The organism is bacterium (genome assembly GCA_023150945.1).
In the GTDB taxonomy this organism is placed as follows: Bacteria; Zhuqueibacterota; Zhuqueibacteria; order Zhuqueibacterales; family Zhuqueibacteraceae; genus Coneutiohabitans.
The window spans coordinates 1-20,195 of record JAKLJX010000036.1; the positions used below are offsets into that span (position 1 = coordinate 1).

At 60.1% G+C, this 20,195-nt stretch carries 12 protein-coding genes; all 12 read left to right on the top strand.

The window, feature by feature from the left end:
- Window positions 1-230: 230 nt before the first annotated feature.
- Complete coding sequence (locus tag L6R21_26500; GenBank protein MCK6562758.1) at window positions 231-1,466, top strand: DUF1343 domain-containing protein; 1,236 nt, start codon at window positions 231-233, stop codon at window positions 1,464-1,466.
- A 76-nt stretch (window positions 1,467-1,542) separates the two neighbouring features.
- Complete coding sequence (locus tag L6R21_26505) at window positions 1,543-2,943, top strand: PP2C family protein-serine/threonine phosphatase (protein ID MCK6562759.1); 1,401 nt, start codon at window positions 1,543-1,545, stop codon at window positions 2,941-2,943.
- Between the two features lie 273 nt (window positions 2,944-3,216).
- A complete protein-coding gene (locus L6R21_26510) occupies window positions 3,217-4,914 on the top strand; it encodes a DUF6044 family protein (protein ID MCK6562760.1) in 1,698 nt (565 codons plus the stop codon).
- 313 nt (window positions 4,915-5,227) lie between these two features.
- Entirely contained in the window at window positions 5,228-5,476 is a 249-nt protein-coding gene (locus tag L6R21_26515; GenBank protein ID MCK6562761.1) for a type II toxin-antitoxin system Phd/YefM family antitoxin, read from the top strand.
- Window positions 5,477-5,892: 416 nt separating this feature from the next.
- A complete protein-coding gene (locus tag L6R21_26520; protein ID MCK6562762.1) occupies window positions 5,893-7,203 on the top strand; it encodes an oligosaccharide flippase family protein in 1,311 nt (436 codons plus the stop codon).
- Window positions 7,203-8,237 (top strand): D-glucuronyl C5-epimerase family protein, encoded by a 1,035-nt coding sequence (locus L6R21_26525; GenBank protein MCK6562763.1) that lies wholly within the window; start codon window positions 7,203-7,205, stop codon window positions 8,235-8,237. The genes L6R21_26520 and L6R21_26525 overlap by 1 nt, the downstream gene beginning before the upstream one ends.
- A 335-nt stretch (window positions 8,238-8,572) precedes the next feature.
- Window positions 8,573-9,895, top strand: coding sequence for a glycosyltransferase (locus L6R21_26530; protein ID MCK6562764.1), 1,323 nt, complete (start codon window positions 8,573-8,575; stop codon window positions 9,893-9,895).
- A gap of 20 nt (window positions 9,896-9,915) precedes the next feature.
- Complete coding sequence (locus tag L6R21_26535) at window positions 9,916-11,325, top strand: hypothetical protein (protein MCK6562765.1); 1,410 nt, start codon at window positions 9,916-9,918, stop codon at window positions 11,323-11,325.
- The gene (locus L6R21_26540) at window positions 11,322-12,293 is read left to right on the top strand and encodes a glycosyltransferase family 2 protein (protein MCK6562766.1); all 972 of its coding nucleotides are present in this window, start codon (window positions 11,322-11,324) and stop codon (window positions 12,291-12,293) included. The genes L6R21_26535 and L6R21_26540 overlap by 4 nt, the downstream gene beginning before the upstream one ends.
- 538 nt (window positions 12,294-12,831) lie before the next feature.
- On the top strand, window positions 12,832-14,082 hold the full coding sequence (locus L6R21_26545; GenBank protein ID MCK6562767.1) for a glycosyltransferase family 4 protein: 1,251 nt from the start codon (window positions 12,832-12,834) through the stop codon (window positions 14,080-14,082).
- 74 nt (window positions 14,083-14,156) lie between these two features.
- Window positions 14,157-19,460: a C25 family cysteine peptidase gene (locus L6R21_26550; GenBank protein MCK6562768.1), complete on the top strand. Its 5,304-nt coding sequence runs from the start codon at window positions 14,157-14,159 to the stop codon at window positions 19,458-19,460.
- 337 nt (window positions 19,461-19,797) lie between these two features.
- Complete coding sequence (locus L6R21_26555) at window positions 19,798-20,160, top strand: peptide chain release factor-like protein (protein MCK6562769.1); 363 nt, start codon at window positions 19,798-19,800, stop codon at window positions 20,158-20,160.
- The last annotated feature ends 35 nt before the right edge of the window (window positions 20,161-20,195 follow it).

A 20,195-nucleotide genomic window follows, 5' to 3' on the forward strand; every position in this document is an offset into this window, starting at 1 on the left:
AACAGCAAAAGAACAATAAATCAAAATCACCCCAGTTCTCACAAATTTGGGTAACATTTAATTTTGAGGCAACGGGCACAATACCACTCTGGAATAACACGACTTGCACCACAGCAATCGTTTTGCTATATTGCCCTGCCAAAAAACTCACGATCGTCAGCCACCTCGCAAGCCGCAGACTATCCTTGCAAACCTTCGGCCCACAGCGCGTTCCCGTGATTTTGAGCCTAATGCTCTTGCCGGCACTGTCGCTCTTCTCGCAATCGCCCCAACCCGTGCGCACCGGTTTGGATCAGGTCGTGGCCGACAGTTTTCGTGTCTTCCAGGGCAAGCGCGTCGGCCTGATTACCAATCAAACCGGCGTCGATCGTTCCGGCCGCCACATTGCGGATCTTTTTCATCAAGCCGCGGGTGTGAAGCTGGTGGCGCTTTTCGGTCCAGAGCATGGCATTCGCGGCGATGCCGAAGCGGGAGCGCAGGTCGGCAGCTACACAGATTCCGCCACCGGCGTTCCCGTCTACAGCCTCTATGGCGCGCACAACCGGCCCACGCCGGAAATGCTCGCTGATCTCGATGCCCTGGTTTTCGATATTCAAGATGTTGGCGCACGGTTCTATACCTACATCAGCACCATGGCACTGGCGCTGGCCGCGGCGGCGCAAGCAGACCTGGAGTTCTATGTGCTCGACCGGCCCAATCCGCTGGGCGACCGGGTAGAAGGCCCGGTTCTCGCGGCCGAGCATCGTTCTTTTGTCGGCATTCATCCGATCGCGCTGCAACACGGCATGACGGTGGGCGAGTTGGCGCGCCTGTTTTGGGGAGAAGATTGGATTGCGGCTGTACAAGACAGCGGCGGGTCCCAGTCGCCGGCGTGGTCCAAACTGCAGGTGATTCCAGTGGCGAATTGGCGGCGGCAGCAAGTGTATTCTGCCACCGGACTGGCCTGGATTCCGCCCTCGCCGAACATGCCGACCGCCGCGACTGCTTTGTTGTATCCCGGTGTATGCCTGCTGGAAGCCACCAACGTCTCCGAGGGCCGCGGCACCGCGGCGCCGTTTTCGTTGATCGGCGCGCCCTGGCTCGATGCCGAGGCACTCGCGCTGCGACTGCAAAACGCCGTCGCAGGCATTGCCCTGGAACCGGCAACGTTCGTGCCCGTAGACCTTCCCGGCAAAGCCATGAACCCGAAATATGAGGGCCAAACCTGCGCGGGGCTGGCGCTGCGGGTCACGGACCCGGAAAAGTTCGCCGCGGTCAAATTTGGCGTGGCACTGCTGCACAGCCTGCATCAGCTTCATCCGGCGGAGTTCCGCATGCGCGCTGACGGCATGGCGCGGCTGGCAGGCGTGCGCTGGCTGCAGGAGATGATCGAGGCCAATGCGCCACTCACCGAGATTTGGCAGCGCCTGGAGGAAGAGACAGAGAGCTTTCGCCGGCTGCGGCAGAAGTATTTGTTGTATGAATGAATTCGTTGTGTGACGCTGTGGTGTGAATCCTTCCGGGGCTGTTGACGGCCTCCACTTAACTGCGATATCAGGCGCGATGTCGAATACCACGCTTCGTCATACTCCATTCTGGCACCTTTGGCAATTGCTCGCCCCGCGTGCGGCCGATTACGGCAAAGAGTTCGATGCGGAAATCCGGCGCCTCGGTGTGCTCGGTTTGCAGTTCGCCACTGTCGTCGCCATCCTGTTGCCGAGCGCCGCTTTCTGCATCGAGGTGGCCTTTTGGTATTTCGAGCGGCCCTACAGTTGGGTACAACTGCTCGTCAACAATCTCGAGAACCTGGCGATCGTCATCGTCGGCGTTTCCGGGCTGGCGCTCTCGCGCACCAGCTTTGGCCGCACCGTGCCCAATGTCGTGGTGATCATCTGCATCTTCGTGGCGGAAGCGATCGCCACCTTTGCCAACATCCTGCAGGGCAATGCGGCTTATCCGCCCTTCATCATCTCCTTGCTCATTCTCACCGCGGTGGTGCCGTTGCGTGCCATTGCCGTCGCCGCGATCGGCCTGCTCATGATCGTTTCCAATTTCGTGATGAACCTGTTCATGAGCGGTCCGGAAATCCGTTTCACCGAGGTGCTGACCGCCATACCTCTGTCCTTCTACCTGACCATCACGCTGGTCTGCACCGGCCTGACGACCATGATTTACCAGTTGCGGCTGCGCAATTTCCAAAACCTGCAGGCGCTGCGGGAATCGCAGGCGCGGCTGCAGAAGGAACTAGCGGTCGCGAGCGTGATTCAAATGCACTCGCTGCCGCGCCGCAATCCCGTGGTGCCAGGCCTGTCGGTGGCGGGCGCGTGCTTGAGTGCCACGGAAATCGGCGGGGATTACTATGACTACTTGGAATTCGGTGAGGGCAAACTCGGCATTTTGGTGGGCGATGTCTCCGGCAAAGGCACTTCCGCCGCGCTTTACATGAGCAAGCTGCAGGGCATTGTGCACGCGCTCGATCACCTGCAGCAATCTCCCGTGCAGTTGCTCGCGACGGTCAATGATCTGCTGTTCGGCAGCATCGAACGCAATTCCTTCATCACGCTGACCTATGCGCTGTTCGATCTGCGCGCGCGCTGCGTGCGCATGAGCCGCGCCGGCCACAATGCCACACTCTACTGCAAGAACGGATCCGCCAGTTTCCTGGCGCCGCCGGGCGTGGGATTGGGCTTATCACCGCGCCAGCATTTCGAGCGCTTCCTGCAGGAACTGGTTGTACCGCTGCAAGCGCAGGAGGTGCTGGTGTTCTACACCGACGGCGTCACCGATGCCCGCAATCTCAGCGGCGAGGAATATGGTGAAGACCGCCTCGCCGAAACCGTCACCGCCAATCTCAGCCTCGATGCCCGTGCCCTATGCCAGCGTATCATGGAGGAAGTGAAAAAATTCATCGGCTATGCCAAGCAACATGATGACATGACGGTGTTGGTTGCCAAAGTGGAATAGATCGTGTCCGTCCGCACCTGTTCCAACCGCGGCTGAGCCGAGGTTTCCAAATCTTCGAGTGTTGTGGAAACTCTGATTTGGATAGACATTAGACAGGCCGGCGAGCGGGGCCACCGAGGCGCCCGCGTTGCCTTCGCCAGCCGCGCCAACTTGCCGGTAATAAAAGGAGAAAAGACGCCCGAAGCCACCATTATCCCCAGCATGAACTCTCGCCTGCCGTCACTGTCCTCTTGGCGCCGGTATTCAAACCTTCTGCCGCTGGCAGTTTTCTCCGTGCCACTCCTGCTTTATCTCCTGCCGCTCTTCGTGCTGCAGCAGGAAGCCTACCTCCGCATTCCCGACAATCTCGACAGTGATTTGGTGCATCGCCTCGTGCTCAGCCGCAGCGGCACGGCCCTCAGCTTCGATCCCGCCGCCCGCGTCGAAAGTTTCATGGGAGGCCTGCCGCGCGCCTGCCTCCCCAGCGGCTGGAATGTGCTCGTTTGGCTGTTCCTGCTGTTCGAGCCGTTCACCGCTTATCTGCTCAACGAGCTGTTCATTCGCGTGATTGCCTTCGGCGGCATGTATCGCTTGTTGCGGCGGCCGCTGCTGGCGCGCCAGGGGGTCGATCCCTGGCTCGCGGCCGGCGTCGCCTTATGCTTCGCGATCTTGCCGTTTTTTCCCACTCATGGTTTGAGCATTGCCGGCCAACCGCTGGTGCTGGCCGCATTTCTGCGCTTGCGCCGCGGGCCGGACCGCCTCTGCGATTACCTGTGCCTTGCGCTGTTTCCGTTCTATTCGTCGTTGATCCTGGCCGGCGTGTTTGTGCTGGTGCTGCTGACTGCTCTCTTCCTGCGCGATCTCATGCGCCAGCGGCGCCCCAACCTGCGGTTTGCCCGCGGCCTCGTGCTGCTCGCCATCGTCTATGCCGGCGTCGAATGGCAGATGCTGCAGCAGTTTCTTTTTGATCCGCAATTCGTTTCGCATCGGGTGGAATTCAACCTCACACTGTGGAGCCAGAGCTGGGAGCAGGTGAAGCAAAATATTGGTGCCAACCTGCTGGCGGGGCATTTGCATGCGGCTACGGTTTCCCGGCTCATTCTGCTGGCGATACTGCCGCTGGCGTTGCTGGCCAGTGCGCTGAGGCGAACCTTGCCAAAGTTGCTGCTGCAGCTCGCTGCGGCGATTGCAGCCCTCGCCGTGTTTGCCGGCTTGTACCAATGGCAGGGATTGCTTCCGCTCAGGGAAGAACTCGCGCTGTTGCGCAGCTTTCAGTTCGACCGCTTTTATGTCTTGCAGCCGATGCTGTGGTATCTTCTCCTGGCGGTCTGTCTGGCGCAGATCTCCCCCGCGATCAAACCCGCGCCGGCGCTGGGCCGCATGCTGGCATATGTGCTGCTCCTGGCGCAGGCGAATGCCATCTGGCCGGAGAGTTTGACGCAGGATCGGTTCTACAGCCGGCATCCCAAATTCGCCGCGTACACGCCCAACTATCGCGAATTCTATTCGGAGGAATTGTTTCAGGAGATTGCGCAGTTCATCGGCAGGCCGCAGTCCGCTTATCGGGTCATCTGTGTGGGCTTTCATCCTGCGGTGGCACAATTCAACGGATTCTACACGCTGGACGGCTACGCCTACAACTACCCGCTCGAGTACAAACATCGCTTCCGCCGCCTCATTGCCGGTGAGTTGGATAAGGCGCCCGCGCTCGAAGCCTATTTTGACGGCTGGGGCAATCGCTGTTACGCTTTGGTGGCGGAGGCAGAAGGGAGGAAGGTCAACGATCTGCAATTCGACCTCGCGGCCTTGCGGGAGATGGGCGGAGAGTTCATTCTCTCTGATCTCGAAATCGGCAATGCGCAAGCGCTTGGCCTGGAGCTGCAGCGGGTGTTCGAACATCAGGATTCGCCCTGGCGCATTCATCTCTATCGCGTGGCCGGCAGCCGCGCCGGCGCGATGTCACCGCAAAATCTTTGCTTGCCGTTTCGTTGAGATCTGGCTATATTCTGGCCAAAATGAGATACGACATCATACTCGCTCCTGAAGCGGTGGCTGATCTTGGAAACTTGTCGGCTCATGATCGGGCAATTCTGCGGGCTGCTCTTGAAGTCCATCTGCGGCATGAGCCTACGAGAACCAGCAGGAGCCGTATCAAGCGTTTACAGGGAACTAACCGGCCGCAGTATCGGTTGCGCATCGGAGAGTTCCGGGTATTTTATGATGTCAGTGGGAATTCAGTTGAGGTTTTGGCTATCGTTGACAAGCCCTCTGCCGCATCGTGGCTTGAAACATACGGAGAAAAGAAATGAAAAAAGTGGCTCTTTCCGAAGTCAAGGATCATTTGTCCGAGTATCTGCGTGTGGCAGAGAAAGAACATGTTGTAATAACGCGCCATGGGAAACCCGCGGGCATATTGGTGGGATTCAAGTCAGAAGATGACTGGTTTGAATTTAAACTGGAGAATGATCCGAGATTCTTGAAGCGCATCTCCGCGGCGCGAAGCAGTTTACGAGCGGGAAAAGGTACGCGCCTGGAAGAGCTTTCGAAAAAGTGATGATGTGAAAGTGTGAACCACCGCGTTTCTTTTCGAATGACTAGCAGTAGTTCCAACTCGAGTGTGTTGCGGACGCGGGAGTGCTCTGCCATGCGCGTGTAGAGCGGCAGTGCCAGCGGCGCTTTACAGCCCTGAGTTTTGACACTTCAATGCCCTTCCTGCCTTGCAAGCAAGTCCCCGGTCAAAGGCTGACGTCGCCCAAAAACCTCAGTTGCCGAGCCAGGAGGGTTTGCGCTGCTGGGACTCTTCCCGCCAGCCCCCTTCTCCTGGGAAGTGAAGGGAGAGAAGCGGGCTCGGCGTCTTCAAATTCCCCTTGCTCTGCGCCATTCCCCCGGTTTTTGTGATTGCATCGCTGCCCCTCATTCGCTACATTCGCGCCACTCAATTGATTGCCAAAAACTCACGATGCCTCTCTCGTGGACCTTGCCCGCAACAGTCTGATTGCCTTTGGTGGCCGCGCCGCCTCCTATGCCTTGATGGCCTTGGGCAGTCTGCTGCTCGCCCGCCTGCTCGGGCCGCACGCGCGCGGTGAATACGCCCTGCTCAATTCCTCCGCCAGCATCGTGGCGATGCTGCTGACTTTCGGCCTCGGCACGTCCAACGCCGTGTTTGCGAGCCAGGGCAAAATTCCCGCCAAAACGCTTTTCCTGCACTCGTTGCTCTTGGGCACGCTGGCCGGCGGCCTCCTGGTCGCCTTGATCTGGCAGTGGGCACCGGCTTTTGCGGCCATGTTCCTGGGCGATTCGCCGGCCGGCCACGTTCGCCTCATTGCCTGCGCGGTGCCATTCTACATTCTCTTCAATTGCATGCTGGGACTCGCGCAGGGCCTGCACCGCTTCACCCTTTACAGCCAGGCCAATATCCTGCGTGCGCTGCTGTTCCTGGTGACTTTTCTCGCGCTCTTTTGGCTGGGCTGGCGCGAGGTCACGGCCGGCTTGTGGGCCTTTGTCATCAGCTTTGCCGCCGCGGCGGTGCTGTTGATCGTGCTGTTGTTTCCCGCACGCAGCGAAACGCTGTCCTTGGATGCCAGCGCGTTCGAACATCAACTCGGCTTCGGCTGGAAGATCTATCTCGCCGAATTGTTCACGTTTCTGCTTTATCGCCTGGACCTGGTATTGGTGGGCTACTTTTGGGAGGCCACACAAGCCGGGTTCTATTCCATCATCGGACTCTTTGCCGAAAGCTTGTGGTTCATCGCCGGCAGCGTGGGCGTGGTGCTGCTGCCGTCATCAGGAGCACGGCAGCCTGAGGAGATGCGCGAGCTCGCTCCGCGCGCAGTACGTCTGGTGTTTCTGCTCACCAGTTTGACGGTGTCGCTGCTGTGGCAAGTCGATCATCTCGTGATCAAAGCCGTCTTCGGCGAGCGATTTCTGCCGGCAGTGCTGCCGCTGCATCTGAGCTATCTCGGCATCGTCGCGATGAGCATCAACAAAGTGATTGCGAGCTATGCGCTCGGCCGCGGCCAGGCGCAATGGAATACCACGGTGAGCTTCATCGGTCTGTCCACCAACCTTGCCTTGAATTTCTGGCTGATTCCCCGCTGGGGCGCGGCCGGCGCGGCCTTGGCCATGAGCCTGAGTTACAGTCTGATGGCGATTTTGATGGTGGGCTGGTTCAATCGCTTCGCCGGTGTCGCGCTGAGCAAAATGTTCATCCTGCAACCCGATGATTGGCGCTTCGGCCGCGACAAGCTGGAATGGGTCTTGAATAAATTGACGGCCAAGTGATGCCCTCCTCAAGCCCATCCCGCGACGCGAGGCTGTCGGCAGCCAATGCCGGCCACACGCCTCGACAAACTGCAGAGGCAAGCAAGCCCGCGCCGGCCGCCACGCAGCTCGGACCTTATCCCGTGACGTTGGATCGCATCTTTGCCGCGATCCTGCGCCGGGAATTCGGGCCCAGCGATGCCGCCGGATTGCCGCTGGTGGACTATGATCACTTGTTTGCGCGCCACGGTATCAAATCTTCCGGCAAGATCGGATTGCATTACACGCCGGTGACGCTGGCATTTTTCGGCCTCGGCCATTTTGCCCGCTGGCACCAGCAGAAAGCCCGGGCTTCAGAGCATTGGTTTCGCCTGGCCGCCGATTGGCTGGTGGAGAATCAAGTCAACACCCGCGCCACCGGCGGGGTGTGGCTGCATCGCTTTCCCATGCCGCACTTGCCGCCGTTGATCGAGTACGTTCCGGGCGCGTGGATCAGCGCCATGGCGCAAGGCCTGGGCGCCTCGGTGCTAATCCGCGCTTTTCAAGCGAGTGGAAGTAAACAGTATCTGCAAGCGGCACACGCCAGCCTGCTGCCCTGCAAATTCGCGCTGACCGAGGGCGGCGTTGCCTGTGCATTGCCCGAGGCCCGGCTGTTTCTGGAGGAATTCCCGGCTGCGCCACCATTGCATGTGTTGAATGGCGCCCAGTTCGCGCTGCTCGGTCTGGCAGAGTTCCTGCGCTGCCATGAAGACGAGGAGTTGGCGGTGATATACACGCGCGCCTGCGCCGGGCTGCTTGCGCTGCTTCCACAATTCGATCGGGGATTTGGCAGTCTCTACGATTTGCGCCGCCGGCAAATCGCCAATGCCGAATATCATGAATTGCATGTTCAGCTTCTGCTGGCGCTGGGCGAGTTGGCGCAGAGCAGCGAATTGCTCGAGACCGGCCGGCGCTGGCGCGCGTATTCGCGTTTTCCTGCCAAGCGAATGCAACACTGGCTGGCCGAGCGGAGCTGGGCGCTCCGGCGCCGTCTGCGCCTCGGCGAGGCGAGATGAGCAAAGCCGTGACGAATGTGCATGTGCAGCATTCTTTGACAGGATTTACGTGATCGCCAGGATTGGAGGGATTGACAGATGGAAGGCAATTGGCGTGTCAAACTTCGAATGGAATTCTGATTTCATTCCAACGGGCCAAAACAACCCAGCGGAGGCCATTCTATCGGTTGCGTTGTTTCTCTCTGTTGGAAAATTTCTGTGCCGCCCGAGGTTTATTGAAACCCGTTTGGGGTTCTCGGTGATGGATCGTTGTCGACACAAATCGGGCCTTGATCCTGGAAACTCCGATCCTGCAAATTCTGTTGATCCTGTCGCAATGTGAAAAGTCAGTCCAGATGAAGCGCGTGCTCGTCATCGCATACTACTTTCCGCCCTTGGGCGGCGGCGGCACACAACGCACGCTCAAATTCGTGCGCTATCTACCCGAGTTTGGCTGGCAGCCGCATCTGCTCACTGTGCGGCAGGCGCATCATCTCGTGCAGGACGAGTCGCTGCTGCCAGAGATTCCGCGTGATTTGCCCATTACCGCCACCTCTGCCATGCTGCCCGCGCGTTTTCTGCGCAAAACCACCGGCCACCGGCCGGGCATGGCGCGCGAGGGCGGCAAACCGTGGCTGCGCCTGCTGGCTTGGTTGAAGAATTTGGCTTTCACCTGCGCTTTCATTCCTGATGAATATGCCGGCTGGGTGCCGGCAGCAGTGGCGGCCGGCAGGCGCTTGCTGCAGCAAGATGACTATGCGCTGATCTATTCCACCGGCCCGCCCAATTCCACGCACGTAATTGCCTGGCAATTGTCCCGGCGCACCGGCGTGCCGTGGGTGGCGGACTTGCGCGATTTGTGGGATCAGTATCCCGACAGCTACAATCCCTGGCGCTGGCGTTGGCGCGCCAAGCTCGATGATTGGCTCGAAAGAAAAGTGCTGGGAGGGGCCACGCACCTGGTGGCCGTCTCGGAAGAAATGCACCGGCATTTGTTGCAGAAGCGAGTGGCGGCACGGCCGGAGAAAATCACCGTCATTACCAACGGCTTTGATCCCGCGGATTTCGCGGCCTTGCCTCCGCCTGCTCACTCGCATTGCTTCACCGTGGTGCACAGCGGCACGCTCTTCCCGTGGCGGAGCATTCGCCCATTTCTCGCGGCGTGGCAGCGCCTGCCGCAGCCGGAACTGCTGCGCCTCGAGTTGCTCGGCATTGTGCCGGAGTCCGACTGCCGGGTAATTCAAGCCAGCGGCTTGGCAGCGCAAATCGAGAGGAAGGAGTATTTGCCTTACCGCGAGACGCTGCGCCACCTCATCAATGCCGATGCCTTGTTGCTGCTCATCGGCCGGCAGCCGCATGCCGCCAATGTGCTCACCAGCAAGCTATTTGACTATATCGGCGCGCAACGGCCGATCCTGGCACTTGGCCCGGCCGGCGCGGCACGCCAGTTGATTGAAACCGAAAACCTCGGTGTTGTGCTGGCTGAAGAGGACACACCTGCCATTGCCGCGGTCCTGGCCGATTGGCTGAAACAGAAATCACTGGGCCGCCTGCACGGCGGTGCCGGCGCGTACACGAAATATCACCGCCGGGAATTGACCGCGCAGCTCGTCGGCGTTTTTGATTCTTGCACCCTGGTGCCGCACAACCCCGCAGCGAATCTGCCGGCTTCGATTTGAGCGATAGCACGACTGCACTCATGCCAGATCAAAACTCACGACAACATCTCCGCCGGGGTTGGCCGCTGTTGCTGTTGCTGACGACGTTTTTCTTCCTGCCCTATTCCACGCCGGCGCCCACCGTCAAACAATCCCTGCAGACTTTCTCGATGTATCACCGTGCCGGTTTCTTCAGCCTGTGGGATGCTGTGCTCGTCTTCGCACTTGTGACTGTGCTGTTCCGCCAATTGCGCGCCGGGCAATTGCGCTTCACGCTCGGCCAGCCTGCCGGCGTGTGGAGCTTGTTTGCGCTGTTGGTCCTGGCATTCTGTTTCGGCTTGCTGCACGTGCAGGGCACGCCGCTGGGCTATGGCACCACCGAGGCGCGGCGCGCTGTCATCGCCTTTCTGCCCGCGGTTTATCTGGCCTTGGCCTATCTTGTGGCCATGAACTGCATCATGACCCCGGCGCAAGCCCTGCAATCGCTGCGTTGGCTGCGCGGCCTCACGCTGCTGTTGATCGGTTTTGGCGTGCTGCGCTTCGGCTTGATTCTCACGGGAGTGATCGACACCATGCGGCCGTTCGGCTTGCCGATTGTGCTGTATGATCAAATGACCATGCTCTATCCGTTTCTCTTTGCCGTGCCGGCCTGGCAGCTCATGGCACATCAGACCAGCTCAGATGGCGGCAAGCCGGGCAGACTCGAGTGGCTGGCTTGGGCCGTTGCAGTGTTCTTCATCCTCATTAGCGCCCGCCGGTTCAACTATCTTCTACTGGCGGCCGGGCTGGCACTGGTTCTCGTCGCCGGTCCGTTGCTGCGCTGGTGGCCGGCGCGGCGGTCACTGAAGTTTTCTCTGCACACGCTGGCAGTGACGGCCGCCTCTGCCGTGCTGCTCAGCCTGACGATGCCGCGTTGGACAACCGGCGTGCAGCAGGCGGTGCAATCGTTGGACATGACCAGTGCCATCGGCAGGCGTCACGGCGGCAACCTCCGCCAGGCGGAAATTCACAACCTGTTTGCCAACATGGAACGCCGGCCGTATTCGTATCTGATCGGCATGGGACTCGGCACCAAGTGGCAGGAAATCGTCGAGCAACCGCTGGATTCGTTCAGTTATCCCAAATCCTATCTCGCCAGCAGCCGCGGCTGGTATCCGCAATTTCATTTGCCCTATCTTGCTCAGCTTTATCGCTTCGGGATTTTGGGAATCGGCGTTTTGCTGTTGTGGCTGGCGATTTACGTGAGGACGCGCGCAAGCACGCTGCACCAACTGGCTGCGCCGCAAATGCGCGCGATCGGCCTCGGGCTTTTGCTCTTTCTCATTCTGCATTTGCCCAACCTGGGTGACAGCGCCAATCCCACCGCCGCGATCCTGGCGGGTTTGGCCATGGCTGTGCTCGAGCGCCTGCCGGAGGCGCCGGCTTCCGCGTCAGTGGAGTCCGGAGAATGAAGCCCACGCCGGAGGCAGTCGCCCAGACGAACCTGTGGGTCATCATTCTTCATTGGAACAATGAAGCGGACACGGCCGCCTGCGTGGAATCGCTGCTGCACAACCGTGTGGAGAATGCTCGATTGACGTTGCTGGTGGTGGACAACGGCACGCGCGATGATTTGCCCCGGCGCTGGCAAGCGCGTTTTGATGAACGCGTGAAATTCTTGAGGCTGGCGGACAACCTCGGCTATGCCGGCGGCAACAATCACGGCATTCGGCTGGCGCTGGCGCAGGGCGCAGGTTTGATCTTGTTGCTCAACAACGACACCACCATGCCGGTTGATTTTTTGGCGAATTTCATCGCTGCCGCACAACGCCATCCCGCGGCCGGCATCTTCGGCTGCAAGATCTTTTATGCCGAGCCTGACGACCGCTTGTGGTACGCCGGCGGCAGTCTACAGCCATGGCTGGGCCGCACGCGCCACTTTGGTTTGGGCCGCCGCGACCGTCCGCGTTTTCAGCAGGAGAGGGAGGTGGATTTCGTCACCGGCTGCGCGATGCTCGTACGGCCGCAGGTCTTCACAAAAATTGGGTTGCTCGATGAAACACTTTTTTTGTATTATGAGGATGCTGATTTTTGCCAGCGCGCGCGCCGCGCCGGAATTCGGATGCGCTATGTGCCCGCGGCGATGCTCCGGCACAAAGTGGGCGCGGGCGCAGGCAGGAATTTGACGTCGCGTTATCTGTACTATCAGACCCGCAATCGCTATTGGGTCATGCAGCGCGGCCGCGGCCGGCTGTTCCGCGCCTGGTTGCTGTTCTTGCATTTTTTCGTTTACAGCGGTTGGAGACTGCTGTATGTCGGGTTGCGCGGCGCGCGGCCGCGCTTGCCGCTGATGGCCGCCATTTGGCAGGGTTGCTGTGACGGGCAGCAGCGATTCAAATCGCAGCCTGATAGCAGAAGTCGGCTCAAGCCGACTTGTTAGGGATGTATAGTGGCGCTTGTCGTTGCGGCGTGAAATGGGCTGCAGTGCAGGGGATTCAAATCTGCGATTCAAATCGCAGCTTGATAGCAAAAGTCGGCTCAAGCCGACTTGTTAGGGATGTATAGTGGCGCTCGTTACTGCGACGTGAAATGGGCTGTAGTGCTGGGGATTCAAATCCGCGATTCAAATCGCAGTCTGATGGCAGAAGTCGGCTCAAGCCGACTTGTTAGGGATGTATAGTGGCGCTCGTTACTGCGGCGTGAAATGGGCTGCAGTGCTGGGGATTCAAATCTGCGATTCAAATCGCAGCCTGATAGCAAAAGTCGGCTCAAGCCGACTGAAAGAATGAGTGGTTGGCGAAATTCCAGCCTGCGATACAAGCCAGCAATTGGGGCCGGCGGGAGAGCGGGAGGTGGGGCGGTTGGTGGCCATTTTCCGATTGTGGCGGGAGTCGATTGTGCTCTCGCATTTTCGTGATCAAGGAAAAGAATCATTCGGAGACTAGATCGGCAATCATGAACGCGACCTCATCTGCACCATGAAGATTCTTTTCCTCACCTCGCGCGCACCCTACCCACCGCTTGGCGGCGACCGCCTGCGCGCTTTGCATTTCATCAAGGCGCTGTCGCAGCAACATCAAGTCACCTTGCTCACTTTTGCCGCCTCCCCGGCCGAGGCGGAAGCCTTGCGCCCAATCGCCAAATACGTCGAACGCTTCGAAACCGTGGTCCTGGAGGCGCGGCGTTCCTATCTCAATTGCCTGCTCGGCCTGTTTTCCCGTACCCCGCTGCAAGTGCATTACTACCGCTCCGCTGCCATGCGCCGGTTGATTCGCGCCAGTCTGCAGCGCGAACGGTTCGATCTCATCTTCGTACATCTCGTGCGCATGGCAGATTACATTCATGATCTTGACGGCCTGCCCAAGATCATGGACCTCACCGATGCGCTCAGTCTGAATTACGAACGCAGCGCCGCCGTTCACGACAGCCGGCCACTCACCGCCTACAATCTCGCGCAGCGCGTGGAGACCCGCCGCATTCGCGCGTACGAAGCGCGCGTGGTGGACTGGTTCGATTGCAATCTTTTGATCTCGCCGGTGGACCGCGATTACCTGAGCCGGTTTGCCGCCGCGGAAAAGGTGCGCGTCATCGGGCCAGTGGTCGATCTCGGCTATTTTCATTTCTATGACGGCCCGCATGATCCCAACACCATCGTGTTCATGGGCAAAATGAGCACGTTTCCCAACCAGGATGCCGTGCTCTACTTTCACCGCGAAATCTTTCCGTTGCTGCGGCAGCGGCTGCCGCATCTGCGCCTCAACATCGTGGGCGTCGAGCCGAGCGCAGAAATCCTGGCATTGCGCCAGCATCCTGGCGTGACCGTGACCGGTTACGTGCCGGATGTCCGGCCGCATCTGCAACAAGCCGTGCTTTCCATCTGCCCAATGCGCACCGGCGCCGGCGCCAAAAACAAAGTGCTGGAATCCATGGCAGTAGGCACGCCGGTGGTGGCAACTGCGCTGGGAGTCGAGGGTATTGCGTTGCGGCCCGGCCACGACGCTTTGCTTGCGGATTCACCGGAAGCCTTTGCCGCAGCGATTACCAGACTGGTGGGAAACGCGGCACTGCGCCGCCAACTCGCGCGCAACGGCCGCGCCTTGGTCGCGGAAAAATACAGTTGGGAGCTGGTGCTGGCGCAGTTGAATGAGTTGGTCGAATCCCTCAACGGCCGTGCTCCGAAACAGAGATGCTCCCAAGAAGATGCAATTGCCAAGCTCCCGCCCAGATGAAATCGAGACTGCGAGACTGCTCTTGCTGTCGCCGCCTCCTTCCGCGTGCGGCGATCTTCGCCAGGCAATTCCTCGTGCTGGCCGCGTCGCTGCCGGCGCCGCTGCAGGCCCAACTGACCGTGCTGGAAAATTCCGCGCAGCACCTGCGGCTGCAGGTGACGATTCCCACGCCGCAATTCTCCCAACGAAGCATTTCCGGCGAGCAGTTTGATCTCATCGCAATGCCCGGCTTTGTCGTGCAGCATCAGCCGGGATTGCCGGTGCAGAGTCTCACGCTCATTTTGCCGCCCGCTGGTGATCCGGCGATCGAGGTTGTCACCACGCCCGGCCCCGTGTTCACGGACAAGCGGCCGATGCCTTCGCTCGCGGCTCTCCTCGATACCGAAACTGAAGCCGTCCGTTATGCGTTGAGCGAGGCGCAAGCCGCGGCGTTACCGGCAGCTCGGCTGGCCGGGCAAGCTTGGTGGCGCGGATTCCGGCTGGCGCGTTTGGAAATCCTGCCGCTGCGGCTCGTGGGCGAACGCCTGGAGTTTTTCTCCACGGTGCAAGTCACGTTACACTTTCCCGCCGCACCGCAAAACGCTGCGGCGGAGAACTTTCTGCTCACCGAATTCGAAACCGGCGTGCTGGCGCCGCTGGTGAATTTCGCGATTGGCCGGAATTGGCGCGGCCATTCGCTTCCATCCTCGGCATTGCCGGAATGGGATCTGCCAGGGGAGGCAAGCGCCCTCAAGCTCGCCATCAAAACCGACGGCCTTTATCATCTCTCCTTCGAAGACCTCACTGCTGCCGGCTGGCCGGCCGCGACGATCGATCCGGCACGGCTGCAGCTCTTTCATCGCGGTCGTGAGCTGCCATTGCTGCTGCAGGAGGATGGCGACTCGCTCTTTGAAGCAGGCGAGGAGCTGCTCTTTTTCGGCGAGCGCAAAGCGGGCGAGGATTCCTACTACGACGATTTTACCGACACCAACATCTACTGGCTGGCGCACGGCCGTGGCCCGGGCCTGCGCATGGCCACGCGCACGGTGAGCGCGAGCGCCGGCGCAACGGGCGAATTCTTTCTCTCCACCCGGCATTTCGAAGAAGACCGGTTGTACTATCACGGCGACAATGATGCCCAACTCTACGCCACGCTGGCCATTCCCGGCGAAACCTGGATTTGGCAAATGCTGCCCGGCAACAGCGTATTCAAAACCGACTTGATGCTGCAAAACGTTGCCACCAGCGCACCGGCCTGCACGTTGCGCGGCCGCGTGCGCGGCGTCACGGTGGATCCTGCCAACCCCGATCATCATTCGCAATTCTGGCTGAATGGCAGTTTGATCGGAGAAATCTTCTACGACAACAATGAAGAAGTGCTCTTCAGTGCAGTGTTTCCCGGCAGCTTGTTGCGGGAGGGCAAGAATTCTTTCGAACTCCACGAACGCCAGGACACCGGCGCGCAATACGATCAAATCTATCTCGACTGGCTTGAAGTCGGCTATTGGCGCAATTACGTGGCCTCGGATCATTTTCTCAATTTTCGCGAGCCTGAAGGTGTGAGCCAGGGCTTGGCGCGTTACCAAATCACCAATGTGCGCAATGAGGAAATCCTGTTGTTCGATCGAACGCAGGCGCAGCTTCTCACCGGCTTTGCGGTTACGCCCGGGGCGCCCGGCCAGTTCGTAGTGACTTTTGCGGATACGGTGATGCCCGGCCGCGAATATTTTATCGCGGCACCGGAAGCGCGGCAACGGCCGGCAGCCCTTCTCGCGAATCAACCCTCGCAGTGGCGCGCCCGCAGCAATGCCGCCGAGTATCTCATCATCACGCACGCGGATTTTCTGGCCGCAGCGGAGCGGCTGGCAGCTTATCGCCGGCACCATGACGGTTTGACCGTTGCCGTCATCGCGGTGGAAGACATCTACGATGAATTCAACTTCGGCATCGCACACCCCGCCGCCATTCGGCGCTTTCTGCAGCATGCTTATCAGCAATGGCAGCCGCCGCGGCCGGCCATGGTTTGCTTCTTCGGCGATGCCAGTTGGGATCCCAAACAAAACGCCAACGACAGCTTCAAGCGCGACTTCGTGCCCTCCTTCGGCAATCCAGTGAGTGACAGCCGCCTAGCCTGTTTTGACGGTGAGGAAGATTTTCTGCCCGAGCTGATCACCGGTCGCGTTCCCGTTGAAAACCTCGAGCAGGCGCATGCCGTGATCGACAAGATCATCGCCCAGGAGGCAGCCCCGCTCGCGGAGTGGAACAAGACGTTCATCTTTCTCAACGGCGGCACCGACAGCTTCGAGCAGGAATGGTTTCAGAGCCAGTCCGAAGCGTTGATCAACCGGCATATTCAGCCCAATCCGATTCGCGGCCAAGCGGTGCGCGTTTACAAAACCACGCCCGGCCGCTTGATCGGCGAGCTGAAGCCACAGATTCTCTCGGCCCTGGAGGCCGGCGCAACCATGCTCACCTTTCAGGGCCACGCCGGCAGCCAAACCTGGGATTTGATGATGGGCAACGCCGATCTCGGCGAGCTGCGCAACCGCGACCGCTATCCTTTCATCGCCAGCATGACCTGCCACACCGCGCGCTTTGCCACGCCCAACCAAACCAGTTTTGGTGAAGAGTTTCTGCGGCCGGCAGAGCGGGGCACCACCGCGTTTTGGGGAACAACCGGCTGGGGTTTCATTTTCCAGGATCGTGTCCTGCTCGACAGTTTGTTTATGGCGCTCAGCCGCGAGGGCGTGCGCCGCCTGGGCGCCGCCACCACGCTGGCGCGAGTGCGGCTGTGGCAGGCCTTCGGAAGCTCGACCAACAACGTCAATAGCATCGATCAATACACTTTGCTCGGCGATCCCGCCACGCAACTTGCTCTGCCGCAGCAGCCCGATCTGGTGCTGGCACCCTCGGCATTGACGGTGACACCGGAGTTGCCCACGGAACAAACCGCGGAGCTGAGGATCAAGCTATTGGTGCGAAACTACGGCTTGGCGACCTCGGACAGTGTGCAGATCACTTTGACGGCCATGCACCGCCGTGAGAATCAAACGCTGGTCTTGGCGCAAGCAATGCTGCCGCCGGTGGGTTTTGCGGACAGCCTGACTGCAGTCTGGGCCGGTGCCGGCCGTCGCGGTGAGTATGTAATCCGCGCGGAAGTTGATCCGGCAAATCGCATTGCCGAGGTCAACGAACTCAACAACAGCAGTGAGGCGGCGATCTATTTCTCGCCCGTCACGGCCATGCCGGCAGCGCCGCGATCGGCGGCGTTGGTGAATCATCCGCAGCCGACGCTGGCGGTCTACAATCCGGTTGGCAGTGCGCCAGCGGCTCAGCAGGTACAGTTTGAGATCGACACCAGCGCAAGCTTCACCGGCGCCGGCAAAATGGCGTCGGCGTTGCTGCCTTTGGGAGAATTGCAAACCGCGTGGCAGGTGGCGGCACCGCTGGCTGATGGCCTTTATTTTTGGCGCAGCCGCAATTTTGATCACGGCGTGCCGAGCGTCTGGCAGACGCAGTGGTTTTGGCTGGCGGCGCAAAGTCCTTTTGCCGGCATGCGTCAAATCGGAGAGCAATTGCAATCCGGAATCTTTTTCAACACCAATCTCACGGCCGCGGGCGTGGATCTGGCGCGCGAAACGGCGCGCGCGCTGAATGTGCAGGTGCAATCCGCGGGGCACGATGACGGCAATTATTGCTATCTCATCGTGAATTTCAATCTCATCAATGCCGACCGCCGCGGCCACAACGTGGCGGCGATTGATCCGGCCACGCAGCAGTTGCTGGCGCCGCCGCGAGTCTACGACACTTTTGCCTCGAGCGCGGCTGCCGACAGTCTCGCGGCCTTCATCGAAAGCCTGCCCCCGCGCACGCTGGTGCTGGCCGGCATTCAAGACGAGGGCAGTTTTCGCATGACGGAGCGCGCCCATCGCGCGCTGGCGAGCATCGGCAGCCAACGCTCGCGCCAGGTTGGGCTGCGCGACTCGTGGGCGCTTATCGGCGCCAAAGGGCTGACAGCCGGCGCCGCGGTGGAAATGCACAAGCCCGCCGGCACCGGCGAGGCCGCGGTGGATTCAACGTTCATGCCCTTTTTCAATGGCGGTGTTTTTCATTCCCAGGAAATCGGGCCGGCGCAAAATTGGAAACAGTTGGAATGGTATGTTGCATCCGTGGGCGCGGCCGCCGGCGGCACGGCGCTGCAACTCGCTCTGGCCGGCCGCCAAAACAATTCCACTGAGTGGCAGCCGTTGGCCGCCGAGTTGACCGGCGGAGCGTTTTCTCTGACCGGCATTTCGGCGGCGCAGTATCCGTTCTTGCGGCTGACGGCCACGCTCAGCGATGACGACGGCCTCGATTCGCCCGTGCTGCGCGGCTGGTCAGTGGGTTTTGAGAGCGCGGCGGATTTGGCGGTTTCTCCCGACTTCCTGCGCGTCTCCGCCGACACGCTGCAGGAAGGTGAAGCCGTGACCATCGCCGCGATGGTTTTCAGTTTCAAGCTCGAGAGCGCCAATCCTGCCGTCAGCAGTGCGCGAAATCTCACCCTTCGATTTGCGCATGCCGATCCCGGCAGCGAACGGTCGCAGCGTACGATCAACACGCTGACGGCGACTTTGCGCGATAACGAATCGCGCGAGTTCGCCTCGACTTGGAATACTGCCGGTTATCGCGGCGCCGTGACCCTGTTCGTGGAAGTCGATCCCGAGAATGTTTTGGCCGAGCCGTTCGAGTTCAACAATCTCGCCGCCCGCCAGATTTTTGTGACCACGGATGCCCAACCGCCGCGCGTGGAAGTGACTTTCGACGGCGCGGTGATCATGAATGGCGACTACGTGAGCGCACAACCCAGAATCGTGTGTGAAGTGCTTGATGACAGTGCTTTGCCGATCAGCGATACCACGCACGTCTCGGTTTATCTCGACGGCGAACGCATGGCTTACAGCAGCGGGCTGCTGGCGTTTTCGAGCTCGCCGGCGGGGACGCAGGCGAAAGCAACGGTCACGTTTCTGCCGCAGCTCCAGGCCGGCGCGCACAACCTCCGCGTGGCTGCCCGCGATGCTGCGCTGAACGCCGGGGAGTTTCAAATCGAAGTGCGCGTGGACGACACGTTGCATCTGCGCGAGGTGATGAACTACCCCAATCCGTTTGCAAATGAGACGGAATTCACTTACCATCTCACCCAGCCGGCGCAGCAGGTCACGATCAAAATCTACACAGTTGCCGGACGGCTGATTGCGAACCTGACGCCAGGCCCGGCGCATGCCGGATTCAACCGTTTTGCTTGGGATGGCCGTGATGCGGACGGCGATCGCCTCGCCAATGGCGTCTACTTCTACAAAGTCATTGCCCAGAGCCAGGCCGGCAGGGACGAGGTGGTGCAGAAGTTTGTGGTGATGCGGTGACAAAAAGCTCAAGCCCGGAGCCTGCGCCATTTCATGTGATTCCGTCATCTGCAGGCGTTGAGAGCCGGCCGCTCCTTTCTCTGTCCTTCCGTAAGGAACCTCTGCGGAGGTCGGCACGTTGCCGAGTCATCCACAGAAGTCCTCGGAATGAGAACATCACCGCCTGTCATCTCGCAGGGAGCGCGTAACGATCCAGGACTTTAATGTCGAGCCGAATTCGATGGCAAAGACGGATTGTACTGCCGGGGCGAAATGCAGTACGAAGCACGGAGCCGAGTCATCTTCAATTGCGTCACCGCGCAAAGCATGAGGCGAGCGACAAACGAGATCAACTGCCGTGGAAAAAACCAAAACAAAGCAGCACGTGAGCGCGCGCCTGCGTGAGGAAGTCGAAATCACGACGTTTCGCGCGGGTGGCCCAGGCGGCCAGCATCAGAACAAAACCGAGTCCGGCGTGCGCCTGAAGCACCTGCCCACCGGCCTGGTGGTGATTGCCCGCGAGCATCGCTCACAAATCAAGAATCGGGAGGAGGCCTGGCGCCGGCTGCTCGAAAAACTCGCGAAGCGCAATCGCAAACCCAAGCCGCGCAAGCCCACGCAAGTGCCCGCACGCGTGCGGGAACAGCGCTTGCGCGAAAAAAACCTGCATTCCCGGAAAAAGGCCGAGCGCTCACACCCGCGCGCAACGCCCGACGAATGAGTCTTGTTGAGAGAATCCGCCGGATGATGCACCCG